This window comes from Candidatus Pelagisphaera phototrophica (genome assembly GCF_014529625.1).
Lineage (GTDB): Bacteria > Verrucomicrobiota > Verrucomicrobiia > Opitutales > Opitutaceae > Pelagisphaera > Pelagisphaera phototrophica.
The window spans coordinates 2,696,846-2,714,459 of the sequence record NZ_CP076039.1 but is presented as its reverse complement, the minus strand read 5'-3'; the positions used below and the strand labels follow the sequence as shown (position 1 = coordinate 2,714,459).

At 49.2% G+C, this 17,614-nt stretch carries 14 protein-coding genes; 10 read left to right on the top strand and 4 right to left on the bottom strand.

All coding sequences use genetic code 11. The annotated features are described in order from the left end of the window. The first annotated feature begins 325 nt into the window (after window positions 1–325). Window positions 326–1,666 (top strand): thymidine phosphorylase, encoded by a 1,341-nt coding sequence (locus GA004_RS11650; RefSeq protein ID WP_283394039.1) that lies wholly within the window; start codon window positions 326–328, stop codon window positions 1,664–1,666. Between the two features lie 110 nt (window positions 1,667–1,776). On the opposite strand, the gene efp is transcribed toward GA004_RS11650, so the two are convergent. Continuing rightward, a complete protein-coding gene (gene efp, locus GA004_RS11645) occupies window positions 1,777–2,334 on the bottom strand; it encodes an elongation factor P (protein ID WP_283394038.1) in 558 nt (185 codons plus the stop codon). A gap of 134 nt (window positions 2,335–2,468) precedes the next feature. On the opposite strand from efp, the gene GA004_RS11640 reads away from it, so the two are divergent. The 6 genes from GA004_RS11640 (at window position 2,469) to GA004_RS11615 (ending at window position 8,783) form a co-directional block, all read left to right on the top strand. Then, complete coding sequence (locus GA004_RS11640) at window positions 2,469–3,803, top strand: bifunctional UDP-3-O-[3-hydroxymyristoyl] N-acetylglucosamine deacetylase/3-hydroxyacyl-ACP dehydratase (protein WP_283394037.1); 1,335 nt, start codon at window positions 2,469–2,471, stop codon at window positions 3,801–3,803. Between the two features lie 27 nt (window positions 3,804–3,830). Beyond that, the gene (gene lpxA, locus GA004_RS11635) at window positions 3,831–4,619 is read left to right on the top strand and encodes an acyl-ACP--UDP-N-acetylglucosamine O-acyltransferase (RefSeq protein WP_283394036.1); all 789 of its coding nucleotides are present in this window, start codon (window positions 3,831–3,833) and stop codon (window positions 4,617–4,619) included. Between the two features lie 122 nt (window positions 4,620–4,741). Further along, window positions 4,742–6,418, top strand: a complete 1,677-nt coding sequence (locus tag GA004_RS11630; RefSeq protein ID WP_343218855.1) for a ribulokinase — start codon at window positions 4,742–4,744, stop codon at window positions 6,416–6,418. A 15-nt stretch (window positions 6,419–6,433) separates the two neighbouring features. Beyond that, window positions 6,434–6,781 (top strand): hypothetical protein, encoded by a 348-nt coding sequence (locus tag GA004_RS11625; RefSeq protein WP_283394034.1) that lies wholly within the window; start codon window positions 6,434–6,436, stop codon window positions 6,779–6,781. 219 nt (window positions 6,782–7,000) lie between these two features. Beyond that, on the top strand, window positions 7,001–7,732 hold the full coding sequence (gene araD, locus GA004_RS11620; protein ID WP_283394033.1) for an L-ribulose-5-phosphate 4-epimerase AraD: 732 nt from the start codon (window positions 7,001–7,003) through the stop codon (window positions 7,730–7,732). A 97-nt stretch (window positions 7,733–7,829) separates the two neighbouring features. Next, window positions 7,830–8,783 (top strand): type II secretion system F family protein, encoded by a 954-nt coding sequence (locus tag GA004_RS11615; RefSeq protein ID WP_283394032.1) that lies wholly within the window; start codon window positions 7,830–7,832, stop codon window positions 8,781–8,783. 8 nt (window positions 8,784–8,791) lie between these two features. Here GA004_RS11615 and GA004_RS11610 read toward each other — a convergent pair whose 3' ends face one another. Then, window positions 8,792–9,217 (bottom strand): Fur family transcriptional regulator, encoded by a 426-nt coding sequence (locus GA004_RS11610; protein WP_283394031.1) that lies wholly within the window; start codon window positions 9,215–9,217, stop codon window positions 8,792–8,794. 245 nt (window positions 9,218–9,462) lie between these two features. Here GA004_RS11610 and GA004_RS11605 point away from each other — a divergent pair, with 245 nt between their 5' ends. After that, complete coding sequence (locus GA004_RS11605) at window positions 9,463–10,584, top strand: S1C family serine protease (RefSeq protein ID WP_283394030.1); 1,122 nt, start codon at window positions 9,463–9,465, stop codon at window positions 10,582–10,584. Window positions 10,585–10,844: 260 nt separating this feature from the next. Here GA004_RS11605 and rhaM read toward each other — a convergent pair whose 3' ends face one another. Next, a complete protein-coding gene (rhaM, locus tag GA004_RS11600; RefSeq protein WP_283394029.1) occupies window positions 10,845–11,159 on the bottom strand; it encodes an L-rhamnose mutarotase in 315 nt (104 codons plus the stop codon). Between the two features lie 305 nt (window positions 11,160–11,464). Between rhaM and GA004_RS11595 the strand changes: the two genes are divergently transcribed. Next, entirely contained in the window at window positions 11,465–13,264 is a 1,800-nt protein-coding gene (locus GA004_RS11595) for a dihydroxy-acid dehydratase domain-containing protein (RefSeq protein ID WP_283394028.1), read from the top strand. A gap of 157 nt (window positions 13,265–13,421) precedes the next feature. Here the strand turns inward: GA004_RS11595 and GA004_RS11590 are convergent, their stop codons facing one another. After that, a complete protein-coding gene (locus GA004_RS11590; RefSeq protein WP_283394027.1) occupies window positions 13,422–14,828 on the bottom strand; it encodes a Gfo/Idh/MocA family protein in 1,407 nt (468 codons plus the stop codon). 225 nt (window positions 14,829–15,053) lie between these two features. Between GA004_RS11590 and GA004_RS11585 the strand changes: the two genes are divergently transcribed. Then, entirely contained in the window at window positions 15,054–17,321 is a 2,268-nt protein-coding gene (locus tag GA004_RS11585) for a carbohydrate binding family 9 domain-containing protein (RefSeq protein WP_283394026.1), read from the top strand. Window positions 17,322–17,614 lie beyond the last annotated feature (293 nt).

The following is a 17,614-nucleotide window of genomic DNA, read 5'->3' as shown; positions in this document are numbered from 1 at the left end:
TCCGAATGGAGTCCTGAAGCAAAAGTGGTTTCCTTAGCTTGCCACCCTGAAAAGTGCCACTCGCCAATCAAAAGGTTTGTTTCAGCCAAATAGATAAGCGTTTACCCCTAGGAATTGGGCAAATTCGGGGTCTTGACACGTGTGGCATAATAACGGATTCGAAAATGGCTGGGGCTCAGGCGAAACGCACTTTGTGAAAAGTTTTATCCTCAAATTTGTCAGATTTGAAACCGTGTTGTGCGACTTGGAATGCCTGAGCAAATCTCCTGCAAGCCGTTGTCGTTCATTATTTTGATGTATTAACGACTATTTTACACGACTGATAATGGTTAGAAAGACCTTAAGCACCCGCAGATTCATCAAGCCGAGCTACGCTTACCTCATCGAGAAAAAGAGAGATGGTCAAGAGTACACCAAAGAGGAGATCAGGTACATGGTAGACTCCATTTTGGATGGAGAAATGCCTAACTATCAGATGGCCGCTTTGGCGATGGCGATTTTCTTTCAGGGAATGTCAGCCCAGGAAACGGCTGTCTTGACTGAGGAGATGATGCTTTCGGGAGAAGTCATCGATCTTTCGCATATCGCGAAGCCAAAGATCGACAAGTACTCGACTGGTGGCGTTGGTGATAAAACGTCTCTTGTTTTAGTGCCTCTTGCGGTTGCTAGCGGCATCGTGATTCCAATGATGGGGAGTGTTGACCAGGATTTCGCCGTGAGCGCTTTAGACAAGCTCAGCGCTATTCCTGGTTTTAATCCGGAAATGGAGATCGGGCCGTTTATTCAGCAGCTAGAGCGAATTGGTGGGGCGATGGTTCGCCAGAGTAAGGAGTTGGCTCCTGCAGATGCGATACTCTATGAGCTACGTAAAAAGACCGCTACCATTCCAAGTCTCCCTTTAATTACGGGAAGTGTTCTTTCCAAAAAGTTGGCAGAAGGCTCTGAAGGACTAGTGATCGATGTAAAATGGGGGAACGGATCTTTTATTCGCGATCTGGAACAAGCCAAGCAGCTCGCTCGTTCCATGACTCGTGTGGGTCGCTCCATGAAGCGTCGCTGTGTAGCTCTCGTTACCGATATGAACCAACCACTTGGCGATACTGTCGGAACCGCTCTGGAACTAAAGGAAGCGATTCAGCTATTAAATGGGGAAGGTCCCGAAGATTTGCAGGAACTCGTCTTGAAGCTCGGTATGGAGATTGTCCGCCTCGCAGGGGTTGCTGGATCGACGCTATCTGCAAAGCAAACGGTACAACGCCACATTGAAGACGGAACAGCTTTAGCGAAGCTCAAGGAGATCGTCGCGGCCCAAGGCGGTGATACCAGTTACATCGATGATCCTGAGAAGTTTCCAACTGCCCAACACATTCGAAAACTACCGGCTCCAAAGCGCGGATACGTTCACACCATCAACGCATCGCAGATCGCCAAGGGGGTCCACCTTCTTGGGGCTGGAGCGGATGAAGATGGAAAGATCGATTTTGCGGTCGGTGTATCGGAAATCAGAAAGGTGGGTACCCAGGTTAAGCAGGGCGAGCCACTGATGATGATTCACTACAATGACGAGGCGAAACTTGAACAGGCGCTAGAGTATTTCAAAGCGGCGTATCGACTCGCTCCCAAACGACCTACGCCACCGCCTCTCATTGTAGAGCGTGTTGCTTAAGAATCATGTCGTAGGTCTTATCGGACTGATAAAACCTGCGATCTATTAAAAAACGCCTCAAGCATGTGGAGACGTTCGTATCATTAAGGGATTAGTATTAAGCTGGGCCTTCAGCTTCTTCCGGAGTAGCTTTTGTCGCTTGTATTTACCTTGATGACTTCTCCCTCTTTGATGAAAAGGGGGACTTGGATTGTGAGCTTTGTCTCAAGCAAAGCCGGCTTTTGTACGTTGCTGGCAGTGTCGCCGCGAATGCCTTCGGGAGATTCGATTACTTTTAGTTCTACGGTAGAGGGCAGTACTAGCTGAACTGGGTTCCCGTCAACAAAGAGAATTTCGTATTCGGTATTCGGAACGAGAAAATTGACCGCATCCTCAAGGATATCGGGATCCAGCTCTATCGAATCATAGGTTTCGAGGTCCATGAATGAATAGACGCCTCGATCTTCGTAGCTGAATTCCAGATTCTTACGCTCAGTCATCAGCACCTCAACTTTTTCGGTGGACTGGAATCGAACGTCGGCAGAGCGTCCTGTACTGAGGTTGCGCATTTTGGTTTGCACGACCGGCTGCCCTTTTCCGGGAGTCCGGTGATGGGATTCCATAATTAGACATGGATTCCCGTTATAGTTGATGACGTTGCCTTTTCTAAGGTCTAATGCGATTGGCATAGGTGTATGAGTTTTTAAAGAGTGGTCGAGGTAGACGGTTATGGGGTTGCTGTCAACAAGAGGGTTTTTGAGATGGAATCCCGGAAATCTCCGTGCTTGTCATTTTTGGTTAATGGCGCCACAAACCGTTCCCCATGAAGCAACGCTCCCTCCTGAGAGAGGTTACTATCAATGGTCCTGCTCTACATACGGGTGATAATTCTCGGCTTACGTTGAAACCGGCGCCTGTCAATCACGGTATTGTGATTCGGAGATTGGATCTGCATGAGAAGCCAGAGTTTAGGCCACATATTTCACAGGTGGGCGACTTAGTGCGTAATACGACCCTGAATGCCGGCCCTTCGAAAGTGCATACGGTCGAACATGTCATGGCCGCTCTTCATGGGATGGGGATAGATAATGTCGAAGTCGAAATGGACGCGAGCGAACCGCCTATCATGGATGGCTCCGCTCGGGCCTACGTAAACATGATATTGGAGGGGGAGCCCGTCGAGCAGGAAGCGGACCGAGAATATTTCGTATTAGATAAACCGATCTCGGTTTCGCAGGGAAACTCTTCACTCATAGCGTTACCCTACGATGGATTCAAAGTAACCTGTACGTCGTCAGATGATCGTGGAATCCATACTCAGCATCTTTCAATCGATATCGATCCAGAGGTATTTTCGACTCAAATAGCCGCCTCCCGAACATTTACCGTTTTTGAAGATATCGAAGAGTTGATTAAACTCGGCAAGATTAAGGGAGGCAGTCTAGAGAACGCTATTGTCCTGAAGGGAGACAAGATTCTTTCGAAAGAGCCGTTACGCTTTGAGGACGAGCTTGTGCGCCACAAAATTCTAGATGTGATCGGCGACATATTTCTCCTCGGTAAGCCGATCAAGGCACACATCATCGCGGTGAGGCCAGGGCATGCTCTTAATTCAGAGCTTACGAAGAAGCTCTTTGAGCGTATGGAGGAACTGGAAAAGGGCCATGCCAAGAAGGTTTCGAAAAAGAAGACGCTGGTCATTGAGACTGAGACAAAACTCGATATCCGACGCGTGCTTGAGACGTTGCCTCACCGTTACCCCATGTTGATGGTTGACCGTGTCATCGAGTTTCGAGGGGACGATGAACTGACCGCGATTAAAAATTGTACTATCAACGAAGAGTATTTCCAGGGGCACTATCCGGGTCAGCCTATCATGCCTGGAGTGCTGCAGATCGAGGCCATGGCTCAGGCAGCGGGTATCCTTATGCTTCGCGTAACTAAAAACGAGGGAATGACGGCGGTGTTTATGAGTATCGATAAAGTGAAATTCCGTAACAAAGTGATCCCGGGCGATCAGTTGAAAATTGATGTAAAGCTTACTAAAATCATGAGAGGCAAGATTGGCACCGCGGTTGCGACTTGCACCGTGGGTGACAAGGTTGCCTCTTCGGGAGAGCTGAAATTCATGCTCGTTGATAAAGAGGCAGAAATCTAATAAATTGGATACTAAGAATTAGGAATTATGACGGGCGAAATCCATCCCACCGCAATTGTCGATCCCCATGCTGAGCTTGCTGAAGGTGTTTCCGTAGGAGCTTATTCGATTATTGGTCCGGGGGTGAAACTGGGGGTAGGAACCAAAATCTGGCATCAAGCAAATATTTGGGGAAACACCACGATCGGGGAGGATTGCGAGGTTTACCCCTTTGCGAGTGTGGGTATGAGGACTCAGGATTTGAAATTCAAAGGTGGTAATCCAGGTACTCTTATAGGCGATCGAAACGTGATTCGCGAATACGTATCTATTAACGCGGCTACGAATGAAGGAGAGTATACGGAAATTGGAGACGACAACTTATTCTTAGCGTACTGCCATGTCGGACACTGTTGCAAAATTGGGAATCATCTGATAGCTAGTAACGGTGCTACATTTGCAGGCCATGTGATTGTTGAGGATCACGTGGGGATAGGTGGTGGAGGTACTGCCATTCACCAGTTTTGCCATATTGGTCAGCACGCCTTCATTGGAGGCTGTGCAAAAGTAGAGCAGGACATTCCGCCTTTTATGTTGGGAGATGGACACCCCGCCAAGATTAGGATCTTCAATAAGATCGGCCTAGAGCGAAATGGTTTCAACCCTGAGCAACTGTCCGTGATCAAGCGGATTTTCAAAATATTCTACCGAGACGGATTCAATCGGCAGCAAGCGCTCGCCGAATTGAAAAAGGGTGATATTGCCGACTCAGAAGAAACGAAAGCCTTTATCGCATTTGCGGAGTCTACTGAGCGGGGTCTGGCAGGCGGATCCTGACTTTCAGCCAGATGGCGATGGCACCCTTAATTCGCGGGAACATGACCGTTGAGTAAACAAAGGTTTTTACTTTGTCACCTCAAAGACCTAAAAGACGCGCTTCAGAGCAACTTGTAGATATTATGGCGTATACGATCGGAGTAGATTATGGAACGAATTCGGTGAGAGGCATCGTGGTTCGATGCTCAGATGGAGTGGAGATTGGCACGTCCGTTTTTAATTATCCAGTTGGGGAGATGGGGATTTTGCTTGATGCCAGCGACCATAACTTGGCTCGTCAGCACCCTGGAGACTACCTGGCGGGGCTGGAGTTCACGGTCGTCGAAGCAGTCTCCGATGCGAAACAATCGGACCCTGCATTTTCGGCAGACAAGGTAATTGGAATTGGCGTGGATTCCACGGGTTCCAGCCCCATTCCCGTCAATCAATTAAATGAGGCTCTCGCTATGAAGCCCGAGTTTCAAGGAAATTTGGCTGCGGAATGCTGGCTTTGGAAGGATCACACGAGCGTGGAGGAGGCCGCAAAAATCACGGAGTTGTGTCGAAAGTATCGGCCTCAGTACTTGGCGAAGTGCGGGAACACCTATTCTTCCGAGTGGTTTTGGTCCAAGCTGTGGCACTGCCTGAATGTTGCTCCGGATGTATTTGATGCTGCGTACAGCTGGGTTGAGCTTTGTGATTGGGTGCCTTCGATCATGGCGGGTGTGAAGGATCCAACGGAGGTCAAACGGGGAGTTTGTGCGGCGGGACACAAGGCGTTCTATGCGGATGATTGGGGAGGTTTGCCTGACAAAGAATTTCTATCGATGTTGAATCCCAAACTCGCGGATCTGAAAGACCGGTTGTATGAGAAAGCCTACGACGCGTCGGAGAAAGCGGGCGAGCTATGTAGTGAATGGGCTGCGCAATTGGGACTTCCAGAAGGGGTAGCCATAGCAATCGGTGAATTCGATGTCCACTACGGAGCGATTGGAGCAGGAGTGGATGAAGGAACCTTGGTGAAGGTGATTGGGACTTCGACTTGCGATTGCGGTGTTGTCAAAGCGGACAAGGAAGTTGCGGACATCCCCGGAATTTGTGGTATTGTGAAAGGAGCCATTCTACCCGGCTACTATGGCATTGAGGCGGGACAGTCTGCGGTAGGAGATATATTCGCCTGGTTTGTCAACCATGTCTGTAAAGGTAACGCGGATACGCATATCGCTCTGACTAGGAAAGCAGAGGCTTACAAGCCAGGAGAGATTGGTCTTCTCTCACTCGACTGGAATAATGGAAATCGGACGATACTCGTCGATCCGCTTTTGACTGGGCTGTTGGTGGGACAAACCTTGCACACTTCCCAAGCAGAGATTTACCGAGCATTGATCGAAGGTACCGCCTTTGGAGCAAGGATGATCTTGGAGCGTATTGAAAGTTTCGGGGTGCCGGTGAGTCGGGTTGTCTGTGCGGGAGGAATCGCAGAAAAGAATCCGATGCTCATGCAAATCTACGCGGATATTACCGGAAGGGAGATGCTCATTTCGGGAAGCTCGCAAACCTGTGCCCTCGGATCTGCGGTTTCTGCAGCTGTTCTAGCAGGTTCGGCTCTCGGGGGCTATGACGACTTCGAAACAGCTCAGGCAAAGATGACTCGATTGAAAGATGTGAGCTATCAGCCAAATCCAGATTCGCAGGCGGTCTACAACGAACTGTTTGAACTGTATAAGCAATTGCATGACGCATTTGGTGGTGTGGTGGAAAGCAACCTTGGGGTTGTGATGAAAGACCTGCTCGCAATTAAGGACCGAGCCCGAAGATAGGCATTTCTGCTAGTTATGAAAAACCTTAAAGATTTAGAGCTTTGGTTCGTAACTGGCTCGCAGCATCTGTATGGTCCAGAACCGCCGGTGCAGGTCGCGGCCAATTCTAAGGAAGTCGCTGCGAAGCCGTCTTTAGAGATCCACCCATTGGGAATTGGAGGGAAAGAGGACCCGGTAAGACTCGTATTCGATGTAGCGGCAGGGCCAGCGATTAATGCAGTGATCGTCGATCTCGGAAACCGGTTTCTACTTTTGCTTAACGATGTAGTTGGGGTCGACCAGGACGAACCATTGCCAAAATTGCCGGTTGCTCGGGCCTTTTTGAAACCTCAGCCTGACTTCAAGATATCTGCAGCTTCGTGAATAAACTCTGGAGAATCTCAGCATCGGCATTAAGCAAAGCTTTGAATGGTGAGGTTATGGAAGATTTCGCATCGATATCAGGTATTGAATTTTTCCATATTGATCAAGATTCAACGGTGAGCGAAGAGCGAAAAGAGCTTCGAAATAACGAAGTATACTACTATTCGAACAAGGGCTTTACATTTGCAGGATAACAGTCAGTTGCTAATCATAAAACTTATGAGCGAATACCAATCTTTAAAAGAAGAATGCTGCGATGCGAACCGCGAGCTGCCAGGGCGAAATATCGTTGACCTGACGTTTGGGAATGTCTCGGTGGCGGATCGCAAAAAGGGGGTGGTGGCCATTAAGCCAAGCGGTGTTTCCTACGAAGGGTTAAGGCCGGATGACATAGTCGTTTTGAGTCTGGACGCGAAGCCAGATCGCGATCACACCCTCGATCTAGAGAATTATCTAGTGGAAGGCTCGTTGAGGCCGTCTTCCGATACTCCTACGCATTTAAGGTTGTATCAAGCCTTCGGTGACATCAATGCAGTCGTGCATACTCATTCTCGAAATGCGACGGCCTATGCGCAGGCCGGCGTTTCCATTCCTTGTATGGGCACCACTCATGCAGACTATTTTTACGAAGACGTTCCCGTAACCAGGCCCATTTCAAGCGAAGAAATTTCCCGCCATTATGAATGGGAGACGGGTAATGTGATCGTAGAGAGATTCGAAGATCTCGATCCTAATCAAATCAGTGCTGTATTGTTCCATGGGCATGCACCTTTTGTATGGGGACCGACCGGCGAAAAGGCGGTTGAGACGGCCTTTGCCCTGGAAATCATTGCCGAAATGACGATGAAGACACAGTTGTTGAAACCGAATGCGGCTTCATTGTCCCGAGCCCAGCTAGACAAACACTATCTTCGGAAGCACGGCGCCAACGCCTACTACGGTCAAAAGTAGCGATAAATAGATCGATACTTTTGTGGTCTAGTGTGAGGCGAGCTGTAGAAGAGTTAGGCATTGAGTTTTTAGATGCTCTCTTGTAGCTTCACGGGGAATGTCAGGTCTGTCTGATAAAAGAGTATCCTCTTGGTTTTTTGAGCTCTCAGAGTCTTTGACTGCTGGATTTAGTCCCGCGGAATCCGTGTGCATGGCGGATGGGATTCCTAAGAAGATCGGAATTTCTTTATCACAGCGATTTGAGGAAGGTTCAAGCTGGACTGCTGCCTTCGATGCGCAATGTCCATTTCTTCAAGTTGGAGAACGCTCGATCATCGCTGCCGCAGAACTATCAGGAAAGTTGCCCGCAGTATTCAAGGAATTGGGAGAAGTGAGAAAGGAAGCCGCCAGCTTTCAAAACCGGATCAAACTAGCATCCTTGTACCCGATTGTAATCCTGCATTTTGCCGCACTCCTTTTTCCGTTGGAGTATGTGATAGACGGAAAGTTCGAAGCCTACCTCGTGAGCGTTGGTATGATCTTAGTCCCTCTTTGGGTCTTGCTTGCTCTCCTGAGCATAGCCTTCAAGTTTTCACGACGATTCAAAAATGGGCTACAGTCGCTTTTGCCGATAATAAAATCGTATTCGATCAATCGGGATCTTGCTCGGTTCTGCCGTACCTTCGCGGCTTGTGTGCGTTCGGGAGTATCCGTTGAATCCTGCTGGCAATGGGCGTTGGATGCGGCGGATAGTTCAAGGTTGGAAAAGGAAGGGAAACTTGCCATCCGAACGATAAAGGCTGGACGCCTAGCGAGCGAAGGCTTTGTGGATAAGGGCGGGTTTCCTCCGGAGTTAAAGCAGCAGTACCGCATCGGTGAGCGGACAGGATCGTTGGACGTCAATATCGAACGAATGGCTGAGATGTATTCCAGTGTAGCGAAGAAACGAATTTTCTTAGCTACCCTTGTTTATCCTCAGATCTTATTTCTGGTGATATCGGTATTAGTGGCGATCAAAGTGATTAGCTTCTACAAGGGCTACTTTGATGGCGTGCTTGATATTTTGGAGTAGTACTTGCTCTAGCGGCAAGTTTCGCAAACTCCATAGAGCTCGAGGACATGGGTGACTTCTGAGTAGCCGAGATCCGAGGCGAGCTTTTCCAGTTTCACTACCTCGCAAGTATCCAGTTTTTCAGTGTGGTGGCACTTTCTGCAGATGATATGGTGATAATGATGCTGTTCCGCGTTTAACTCGTAAAGCGACTTGCCCGATTCGGTTGGGATACGATTTACGATGCCTGCATTCTCAAAGGCGTCCAGGTTACGGTAGATCGTTACGAGATCGAACTCTTCGGCACCTAGGGCCTCATGAAGCTCGTCGGCGGAAAGCGGTTTTGAGACGCCGACCAGAAGTTGCAGCAATGCCTTTCTCGGCTCGGTGATTCGCAAGCGCTCTTTTTTTAGGCTATCGATCGCAGCATCAAATCTGTGAGTTGAAGAAGACATAATCATTTTAAATGTGAGGGATCGGCGGCTAATCTCAACCCTTTAAAGTACTTTGATTGAGTATTTTTGATCGGAAATTTAAATTGGCAATTAATTGGATAGCAATCACTTGGCTGGAGTATCGCTCTTTCTTTGGTCGGTTTGATCGAGGCAGTTAGGGAAAATACACGCCGTAAGTCGATGGGTTGTCTTGATTTGACTGTGAATTCTGCTTTGAAGTAGAAACAGAGATCACTCGATTCAAAATGCAGGGAAACAGTATTTTAAGGTTTATCTACAAATTTGTGGTAGCGGCATTCGCTCTGTTTGCATTTAGCGTAATCTACAAACACTTCGTTTCTAGTGAAAGGGGACCCAGTATCGTTGTTTCCGATTCAGTTGATCTTCCAAAGGGGTTGCTCGAATATGAGCGAAATACGATTAACGTGTTCCAAAATGCATCGCCTTCGGTCGTATTTGTTCATAACGTACAACAGCGTCGCAACTTTTTCTCTTTCGACGTGACAGAAGTTCAAGCTGGTACGGGTTCGGGTTTCTTGTGGGATCGCGATGGACACATTGTTACGAACTTCCATGTAGTCCAGGGTGCGTCTCGAGTCGCCGTTACTCTTATTGACGGCAACACTTACAATGCGGCAATCATAGGGGTAGAGCCCCGAAAGGATCTGGCAGTCCTAAAGATTGATTTGAAACGTACCAATGTCGTTCCTTTTGGGGACAAGGTAGCGAATTCCGCGGAAGTGCAGGTTGGCCAAAAGGCGCTGGCCATTGGTAATCCCTATGGTCTGGATCATACCCTGACGATAGGTAATGTGTCAGCCCTCGGTCGGAGTATGTCGTCGATAGTGGAAGGTATCACAATACGAGATATGATCCAGACAGATGCAGCGATCAATCCAGGCAACTCCGGGGGACCGTTGCTGGATAGCCAGGGCCGGCTGATTGGGATGAACACGTTAATCTTGAGAGATTCAACTGGAATTGGCTTCGCGGTTCCCTCTAATACGATTAAACGTTTAGTCGATCAAATCATCCGTTTTGGAAGGTCCGTTGAATCGGGAATCGGCGTATCCATATTTGAAGACAGAATCGCTCGATCCATAGGAGTCAACGGTGTGATTGTTAGAGAGGTCTATGAAGATTCTCCCGCTCAAAAATCGGGCATGCGGGGGACGTCTCGAGACCAGTACGGAAGGATCATTGTGGGAGACATCATCGTTTCGATTGATGGTGAAACGATAGAGAATTACGACGACATGTACAATGCGTTCGACGAGTTGAATCCCGGTGAGTCTGTGGAAGTCGTCTTCTTGCGAGACGGGGAAGAACGTACTGAATCGATCGATGTAGTAGTGGTTACTGACTAGTCGTTTGGTTAGTATTGACGAATTGCCCTCAAGCTCCACCTAGACAAATTACCGGCTTGCTCAGTATCCACGGAATCTATCAGACGTACTTCCGCGAGGCGGAATCCTGTTCGCTAACGGTGATCCCTTTTTTTCAAAGAAGATCTACCAAACCGTGTTCCTAACACGGTCTCGTCCCGACGGTGGGTTTTTAAAAATCGACCTGTGCGGCGCTTCGCAAGTGAAGGCCCTCGATCGACCGTTCTACTAGAAAGTCATTCTCAATTGAGATGAAAGGTCTCTTTTAGATCCACGGCGGTCGGACTATGGTCGGGGTTTCTGTCCATGATGTCGCCCATATGGGTCCACCAAAGTTGGCATACTTCGGTTTGGGCGATCGCGGCCCAGCGTGCTTCGTCCTCGATTTCGGCGTAAGCGAAAAGCTGTAGGGTCCCTTCGTGGAGAAAAATGGAGTAGTTGTAGACGCCATGGGATTTAAGTACGGCTTCCAGTTCGGGCCAAACGGGGGAGTGGCGTTTGATGTACTCTTGCATTTGGCCAGATTGTAGTTGCATGACAAAGGCTTTGCGAATCATGGGGGGTCTATTTTGTGGCCTCGGGAGTCGCTGGCAACGAAAAGGATGGTCGAAGGGCTAATATGGGGCAGAGAGTTGATCGTCCGCTACCAGATGACTTTCATGAGAATAATGATCGTCGTTTTTTGGTTTATACGGGGAGGATCGGTCAATTGGCTTTGCACTAGTCGGGACTCAATGCTCGGGCGGTGCTTGAATTAGCAGGATCGGGCCGATCCTCCCTGCCGGGATGAGGTGAGAAGTATTGCGAATCAAGCTGAGGTTAGCCTTGCGAAAACGCGTCCCAACATCCTAATCAGTACGCTATGAGTTCGGAAAAACAGAAGAGGAGCGATTTTTTCAGTGAGATGCGTGGCTGCACGCTAACCATGAAAAACGGATGGATGCGTCAGGCCGTAAAAACTGATTTCCGGGGAGGCAAGGACGCTCCTTATTTGCCGAACGAAAAAAGTCCGATTGTTATGATCTTACACGGAGGTGGGGAAACGAATCTGTGCAATCTTCATCACCGAAAATTGGCCGAAGAAATGGCGTCCCACCTTTTCAAAACGCAGGGCTGGGTGACCGCGATTGAGCCAGTGGCGGCGGTTACTGACGCGATTTCGATGGGTCATTCTTACGAGAACGACCCGCGCATCGGAGCGATGGGGCTCTCTTTGTTTTCACGAGAGATATTTGCGAGTTCGATTGTCCAGCAAGTTGAGATCAACCGGGTGGATGCTGTAATCATCATTACGGGTTGTGACAAGACGGTGGCTGGTGGAATGCTGGCCGCTTCCTGGCTCAAGGATCTGCCCTTGGTTCTCGTGCATGGAGGCACAATCAGGACAGGATGCAGTCTGGCCGGAAAGTCGATTCAGATAGAAACCGCGGTGGAGGCGGCAGGAAGGCTGGCCGCGGGAGAGATTACCAAGGACGAATACGAGGACATTATTTTAAATGCGCTTCCCTCGCCTGGAGGGTGCGGGGTTATGGCGACTTCTAACACCTTGGCGGTGTTAGCCTCCACTTTGGGTATCTCGGTTTTTTCGAGTGCGAGTACACCTGCGATGGACTCGAATCATGTCGATGTCTTTGCTCCCAAAATAGAGGAGACGAGACAGGCTGCGGAGGCACTCGTCCGGATGTGGAACGAACACCAAACCGTTGGCGATATTGTCGATGAGCGATCTTTTAGCAACGTGGCTACTATGCTGCATGCGATTGGAGGAAGTACCAATGCTGTCATCCATCTCCCTGCGATTGCAGAAGGCTTTGGAGTTCCATTTGGGTTAGAGGAGATTCGGGCGAAGTCTGATACGCCGGTGTTGCTGAATTTGTTGCCCGCTGGAAAATTTGTGATGGTAGATCTCTATGAGAAGGCGGGGGGACTGCCTCCGTTGACCCGCTACATGATTGAGCAAGGACTACTCGATCCAGAGGCGAAGACGATTACCGGAAAAACTATTGGTGCGGACGTTACGGACGCTCCCTTTCCCGAATTCCAAGATCCGGAAACAGATGTAATTCGCTCTGTAGAATCTCCTCTAAAGGCCAAGTCCTCATTGGTTATTGTAAAAGGGGACCACTCTAATGAGACGACGGCAAGTATTGCGACACGCGGCTGTGTTTTCAAAGTTAACGCCCAACAAAGGATATTGGAAGGTCCGGCCCGCGTCTTTGATATCGAGAACGATGCGGTAAAAGAAGTGCTGAGTGGCGGCATCAACGATGGCGACATCATTGTGTTGCGTTACCAGGGAGTTTCAGTTGGTTGCCCCGAATTATTAAGACTTACGGCAGCACTAACGGGGATGGGTAATGACTCGCGCATCGCAGTCGTTACGGATGGGCGTCTGTCTGGCGTTTCCAGAGGCACGCTGGTGGTTCATGTAGAACCTGAAGCGTGGAAGGGTGGTCCGATCGCTTTGATAAATGAGGGCGATACCGTCCGGCTCGATGGAGACACAGAAGAACTCTTTGTAAGGGTGAGAGCTGATGAGATGGCTCAGCGTAAGAGTGCATGGAAACGTCCTGAATTGACCTTGCCCCGAGGGACGATGCGAATCGCTTCACAGATCGTACGTCCGTTGGAAGAAGGGGCCCTCTGGTGGCCGAGGGATTGAACGAAGGCTAATCCCTATAGTATCTACGCAAAAAGATCTTAGGAGTCACGACTAACCGGGGTTCCTGCGTTTAAATGCAGCTCAGGCTGGAGTACTGAGCTACTGTCGAAACTCTTGAATCGGGTCTTTCGAGAGCGAAAACCTTTTTCGTGGTTTTCTAAACCACCTCCCAGCCTTTGCGTACCGGTTCGTTTATGTACTGGTCGGCTTCTGGCAGCCCTTTGGCTTTCATGTTCTTTGCATCCCATTCGATCTTAGCTCCACCCATTCTCACGGAAAGAACCCCAAGGAGGGCGATCTCGGTCAATCTCGACGCGTATTCAAAGTTTGAGCTCGCTGAGGGGCCTCCCTTTATGGCGTCGATCCAGTCGCGATGATGTCCGCCTGTTCGTCGAAGGGTTTTCTCAGGTCGTTTAATGGATGTGCGCAGTTCTTGCGGGAATATACGAGGTCCCCCACCGGCGCCATCGCACTGGATCGTTCCTTTGGTTCCCTCAAATAGGAGTCCTCTTTTGGATAAGTTGAAATTTTCGGGAAACGAATCGCGATGGTCGGGCCTTCCCGATCCCGCATACCAGGTAATTTTCATGTCCTTCTGTTTCCCTTTGGCTTTGAAGTCAAAGTATCCCAGTTCCCCATGTGGCACGATTTCTTCGTTGCTTTGTCCGATAGGGTAGATCTGGACGGATTCTGGCTCCGCCAAATCATAGGCCCAAACGGTAGCATCCATGTCGTGGCAAGCAAAGTCACCAATGGCACCACAGCCAAATCTCCAGAAGTCTCTCCATTTCACAGGGGTGTAATCTTCATGATAGGGGATCTTCTCGCGAGGACCCAACCAGAGGTCCCAATCAAAATCAGGCTGAGGGATAGTACTGCCGAGTGGCAGGTCGTGTAGGCCGTTTGTCCAACGGGTAGCGTGGCACCAGGAATGGGACTCTTTCACCTCTCCTATGGCCCCGGCTCTGAGCAGTTCTACCACTTGTCGAATTCCTTCAGAGCTGTGGCCCATATTTCCCATTTGCGTTGCGACGCCCGTTGCTTTTGCGATTTCGGCCAATTTACGGTTTTCCCAAAGATTGTGGGCCATTGGTTTCTCCACGTAGACGTGCTTGCCAGCCCGCATGGAATTGGATGCCACGAAAGCGTGGGTATGGTCGGGGGTCGCGCAGAGAACGGCGTCCAGCGACGACTCTTTCTCCAACATCTTTCGAAAGTCGACGTACTCGGCTACTTTGTAGTTTGGAGTCTTTTTCTCGAAGTGTTCTTCGATGATGTCTTTGACGGGGCCGCGGCCGGCGATGGCCTTGTAGTAGAAATCGTTGAGGTTCCAGTATTCCGCCGGATCAGCGATAGCGGTCACTTGAACGTCGTCGAGCTGGAGAAGCTGGAGCGTATTGTGCCTGCCCTGACCCCCGACTCCAACGATGGCGACATTTACTTTGTCACTCGGGGCAACGAAGTTTGCACCTCCTAGCACATGGCGAGGGATGATCGTTGGGAAGGAAAGGGCGGCTGCCGTGGTAGCAGCCGACTTGACGAAGCTTCTTCTGGATGGCGACATATTGGATCAAATGAGTTGATTTCTGACGGATGGGAAAAAATCCCTTTTCTAAGATTGGGTGCTATTATTTGACTAGATGCTGAGGAGTCGAGCTTGGATAATTGCAAACCGGCGAATTCAGGACGCTTACTCATGAAAGCGGAAGATAATGGTATCTAATTTGTACTTGCGGGTCAGCCTCCGCGACAACAGAAAAGTACTCTGATTCTTGCACAACCCCTCCCCATGCTCCAGAACAACATAACAGGTAAATTGATAATTATGTTTGCTTTGTTGCTAGATTCATTGGGATCTGAGCGTGCTATTGCGGAAGCGATGATTGAGCGGACGATTCCCGACGATCCCGATATCCCGGCAATTCGTCTGGAAAGGGGACATAAACCAGAAATAAAAGCTTATCGCGTCGAGAATCCTCCTCGTATTGACGGTATTCTAGATGACGATGCGTGGCATAATGCCGAAGTGGCAGGACCATTGATCCAGTACCGGCCCAAAGCGGGAAAGCCGATGGATCAGCAGACCGAGTTTCGAGTGGCTCACGACGACCGAAATATCTATGTTGCAGTTTGGTGTTGGGACTCGGAGCCGGACAAGATCGTCTCACGCTACATGCGTCGTGACGACAGCATGAGTCCTGACGACTATGTTATCATCTCGTTGGATACATTCAACGATCAACGAAATGGCTACTGGTTTCGCTTTAATCCGAATGGCGCACGCCAGGATGGAATAGTCAGCAACAACTCTAACATCAATAGTCGATGGGACGGAATCTGGGAAGTGAAAACGAGAAGAACCGAGGAAGGTTGGTTTGCCGAGGTGGCGTTTCCATTGAATACGTTCAGTTTTGATCCAGATTCCACAGAATGGGGCATGAACCTTACGCGTAATTTGAAGCGATTGGATCAGAGAGGTATATGGTCATCCCCACGGGCGTCCATCCGATCTTACTACATGGCCGAGGCGGGAACGATCAAAGGGCTGTACGGATTGAAACAGGGGTTAGGACTTGAGTTGAATCCATATATTATTGGAAAGGAAACGGAAAACCGGGAAACCGGAGAAAGTGAATTCGATTTCGATTGGGGAGGTGACTTTAGGTATCGAATCACGCCTAAAATGAGTGCTACCCTGAGTTACAACACCGATTTCGCTGCTGCAGAGACCGATACCCGCCAAGTCAACTTGACTCGATTTTCTCTTTTCTTTCAGGAAAAGCGCCGTTTTTTTCTAGAAGACGCGGGCGTATTTACATTTGGAGGACTAGAAGGAAGAGTCCGTCGTGGGGCGAGGACCAGTCCAGTGTTTCTGCCTTACTTCAGTCGGCGTATCGGCCTTACTAGCAGCGGAACCGTGGTTCCCCTCATTGGGGCGGGGAAACTTTCGGGACGTATTGGTGATATCGATATTGGAATTATCGATGCGGTGATAGATTCCAGCTCCGAATTGGACAGTCAGAATGTCTTTCTTGGGCGAGCGACGAAACAGGTATTGGATCAGTCAACGGTTGGGGTAATTATGACTCACGGAGATCCCAATTCAGACTACGACAATCTATTAGTGGGTTCGGACTTCCGTTATCTCAGCAACAACTTTCTCGATAAGTATAGACTCGAGGCAAACGCCTTTGTGCTTGGAACGCAGTCCGATGATCCGGACTTTGATGACAGCTTAGCGCCGAGTTTTGGGGGCAACGTAATCATTCCAGCGGACGAATTCGAGATAGACGGCTCTTTTCTGCAGATCGATGAGAACTTCAACCCGGCCATGGGCTTCGCTCCTCGCCGTGGAATCCGCCGCTTTGCCTCGGTCTTAACCTATCAGCCTAGAACAGACGACATCGAATGGCTGCGGCAGTATTTTCTCATTTATGAAGGGGAGTATGTAACTAACCTTTCTAATGAGCTGGAGTCATCACGGCATGAGCTCACTCCCTTAAGTTTTATGTTTGAGTCGTCGGATAGTGTTTACGCTCGATACGAGAATTCCTACGATGCTTTGGTCACTGATTTTGAAATATCGGATGGAGTCGTGATTCAGGCTGGTGACTACGATTGGAACCGAGGCATTTTAGGATTTCAAACTGCGACGAAGCGTACGGTAAGCATGGAGCAGGAATATAGCTTTGGAAACTTTTACGATGGGGACCGAACCGAGAGTAAAACTGAAGTGAACTACCTCCCGTCCAAACACTTTGGAACGACGCTTGGTTATACTCGGCAAAATGTAAACCTACCTGGAGGCGACTTTAGCGTTAAACTGGCATCACTTACAGCACTCGTGAACATTACACCGGATTTCACCTGGTCTAATGTTTTTCAATACGATAATATTTCCGATACGCTAGGCGTAAACAGTCGACTAATTTGGGAATACCACCCCGGAAAGCGAATTTTTCTCGTCCTCAACCAAAGCTACTTAGACGAGCGAACTGGACTGGTTCTCAAGCAAATGGATACAACCTTGAAGCTGAGTTCGATCTTTCGGTTTTAGTAACCTCACCTTTCAGCAAGTAGCTCAGTGCGTCAGTCTGAGCCTAGTCCTTCACAAAGCCTGCTTCCGCGAAGCGGAATCCTGCTCGCCAACGGCGGTCCCTGTTAATTCATAAACCCTCAACCCAATCCTTTTAAGAACAACGATCCCCGACGCATTTTATTCTCAGTATCTTCGCTGAGGTGCTAGCTTACGACTAGATATGATAAGCTCATGACAGGCAAGTCTTGGAGTAGGATGGCTGCGCTATTAGGTATTGGGACTAGCTGGAATGAACTCCTCTTAAATCCTAG

Excerpts from the sequence above, each read along its gene's own strand:
- araD (WP_283394033.1), top strand. The coding sequence starts at position 7,001 with ATGAGCGAATACCAATCTTTAAAAGAAGAATGCTGCGATGCGAACCGC.
- GA004_RS11650 (WP_283394039.1), top strand. The coding sequence starts at position 326 with ATGGTTAGAAAGACCTTAAGCACCCGCAGATTCATCAAGCCGAGCTAC.
- GA004_RS11640 (WP_283394037.1), top strand. The coding sequence starts at position 2,469 with ATGAAGCAACGCTCCCTCCTGAGAGAGGTTACTATCAATGGTCCTGCT.
- GA004_RS11585 (WP_283394026.1), top strand. The coding sequence starts at position 15,054 with ATGCTCCAGAACAACATAACAGGTAAATTGATAATTATGTTTGCTTTG.
- lpxA (WP_283394036.1), top strand. The coding sequence starts at position 3,831 with ATGACGGGCGAAATCCATCCCACCGCAATTGTCGATCCCCATGCTGAG.
- GA004_RS11605 (WP_283394030.1), top strand. The coding sequence starts at position 9,463 with ATGCAGGGAAACAGTATTTTAAGGTTTATCTACAAATTTGTGGTAGCG.
- GA004_RS11590 (WP_283394027.1), bottom strand. The coding sequence starts at position 14,828 with ATGTCGCCATCCAGAAGAAGCTTCGTCAAGTCGGCTGCTACCACGGCA.
- GA004_RS11615 (WP_283394032.1), top strand. The coding sequence starts at position 7,830 with ATGTCAGGTCTGTCTGATAAAAGAGTATCCTCTTGGTTTTTTGAGCTC.
- GA004_RS11625 (WP_283394034.1), top strand. The coding sequence starts at position 6,434 with ATGAAAAACCTTAAAGATTTAGAGCTTTGGTTCGTAACTGGCTCGCAG.
- rhaM (WP_283394029.1), bottom strand. The coding sequence starts at position 11,159 with ATGATTCGCAAAGCCTTTGTCATGCAACTACAATCTGGCCAAATGCAA.
- efp (WP_283394038.1), bottom strand. The coding sequence starts at position 2,334 with ATGCCAATCGCATTAGACCTTAGAAAAGGCAACGTCATCAACTATAAC.
- GA004_RS11630 (WP_343218855.1), top strand. The coding sequence starts at position 4,742 with ATGGCGTATACGATCGGAGTAGATTATGGAACGAATTCGGTGAGAGGC.
- GA004_RS11610 (WP_283394031.1), bottom strand. The coding sequence starts at position 9,217 with ATGTCTTCTTCAACTCACAGATTTGATGCTGCGATCGATAGCCTAAAA.
- GA004_RS11595 (WP_283394028.1), top strand. The coding sequence starts at position 11,465 with ATGAGTTCGGAAAAACAGAAGAGGAGCGATTTTTTCAGTGAGATGCGT.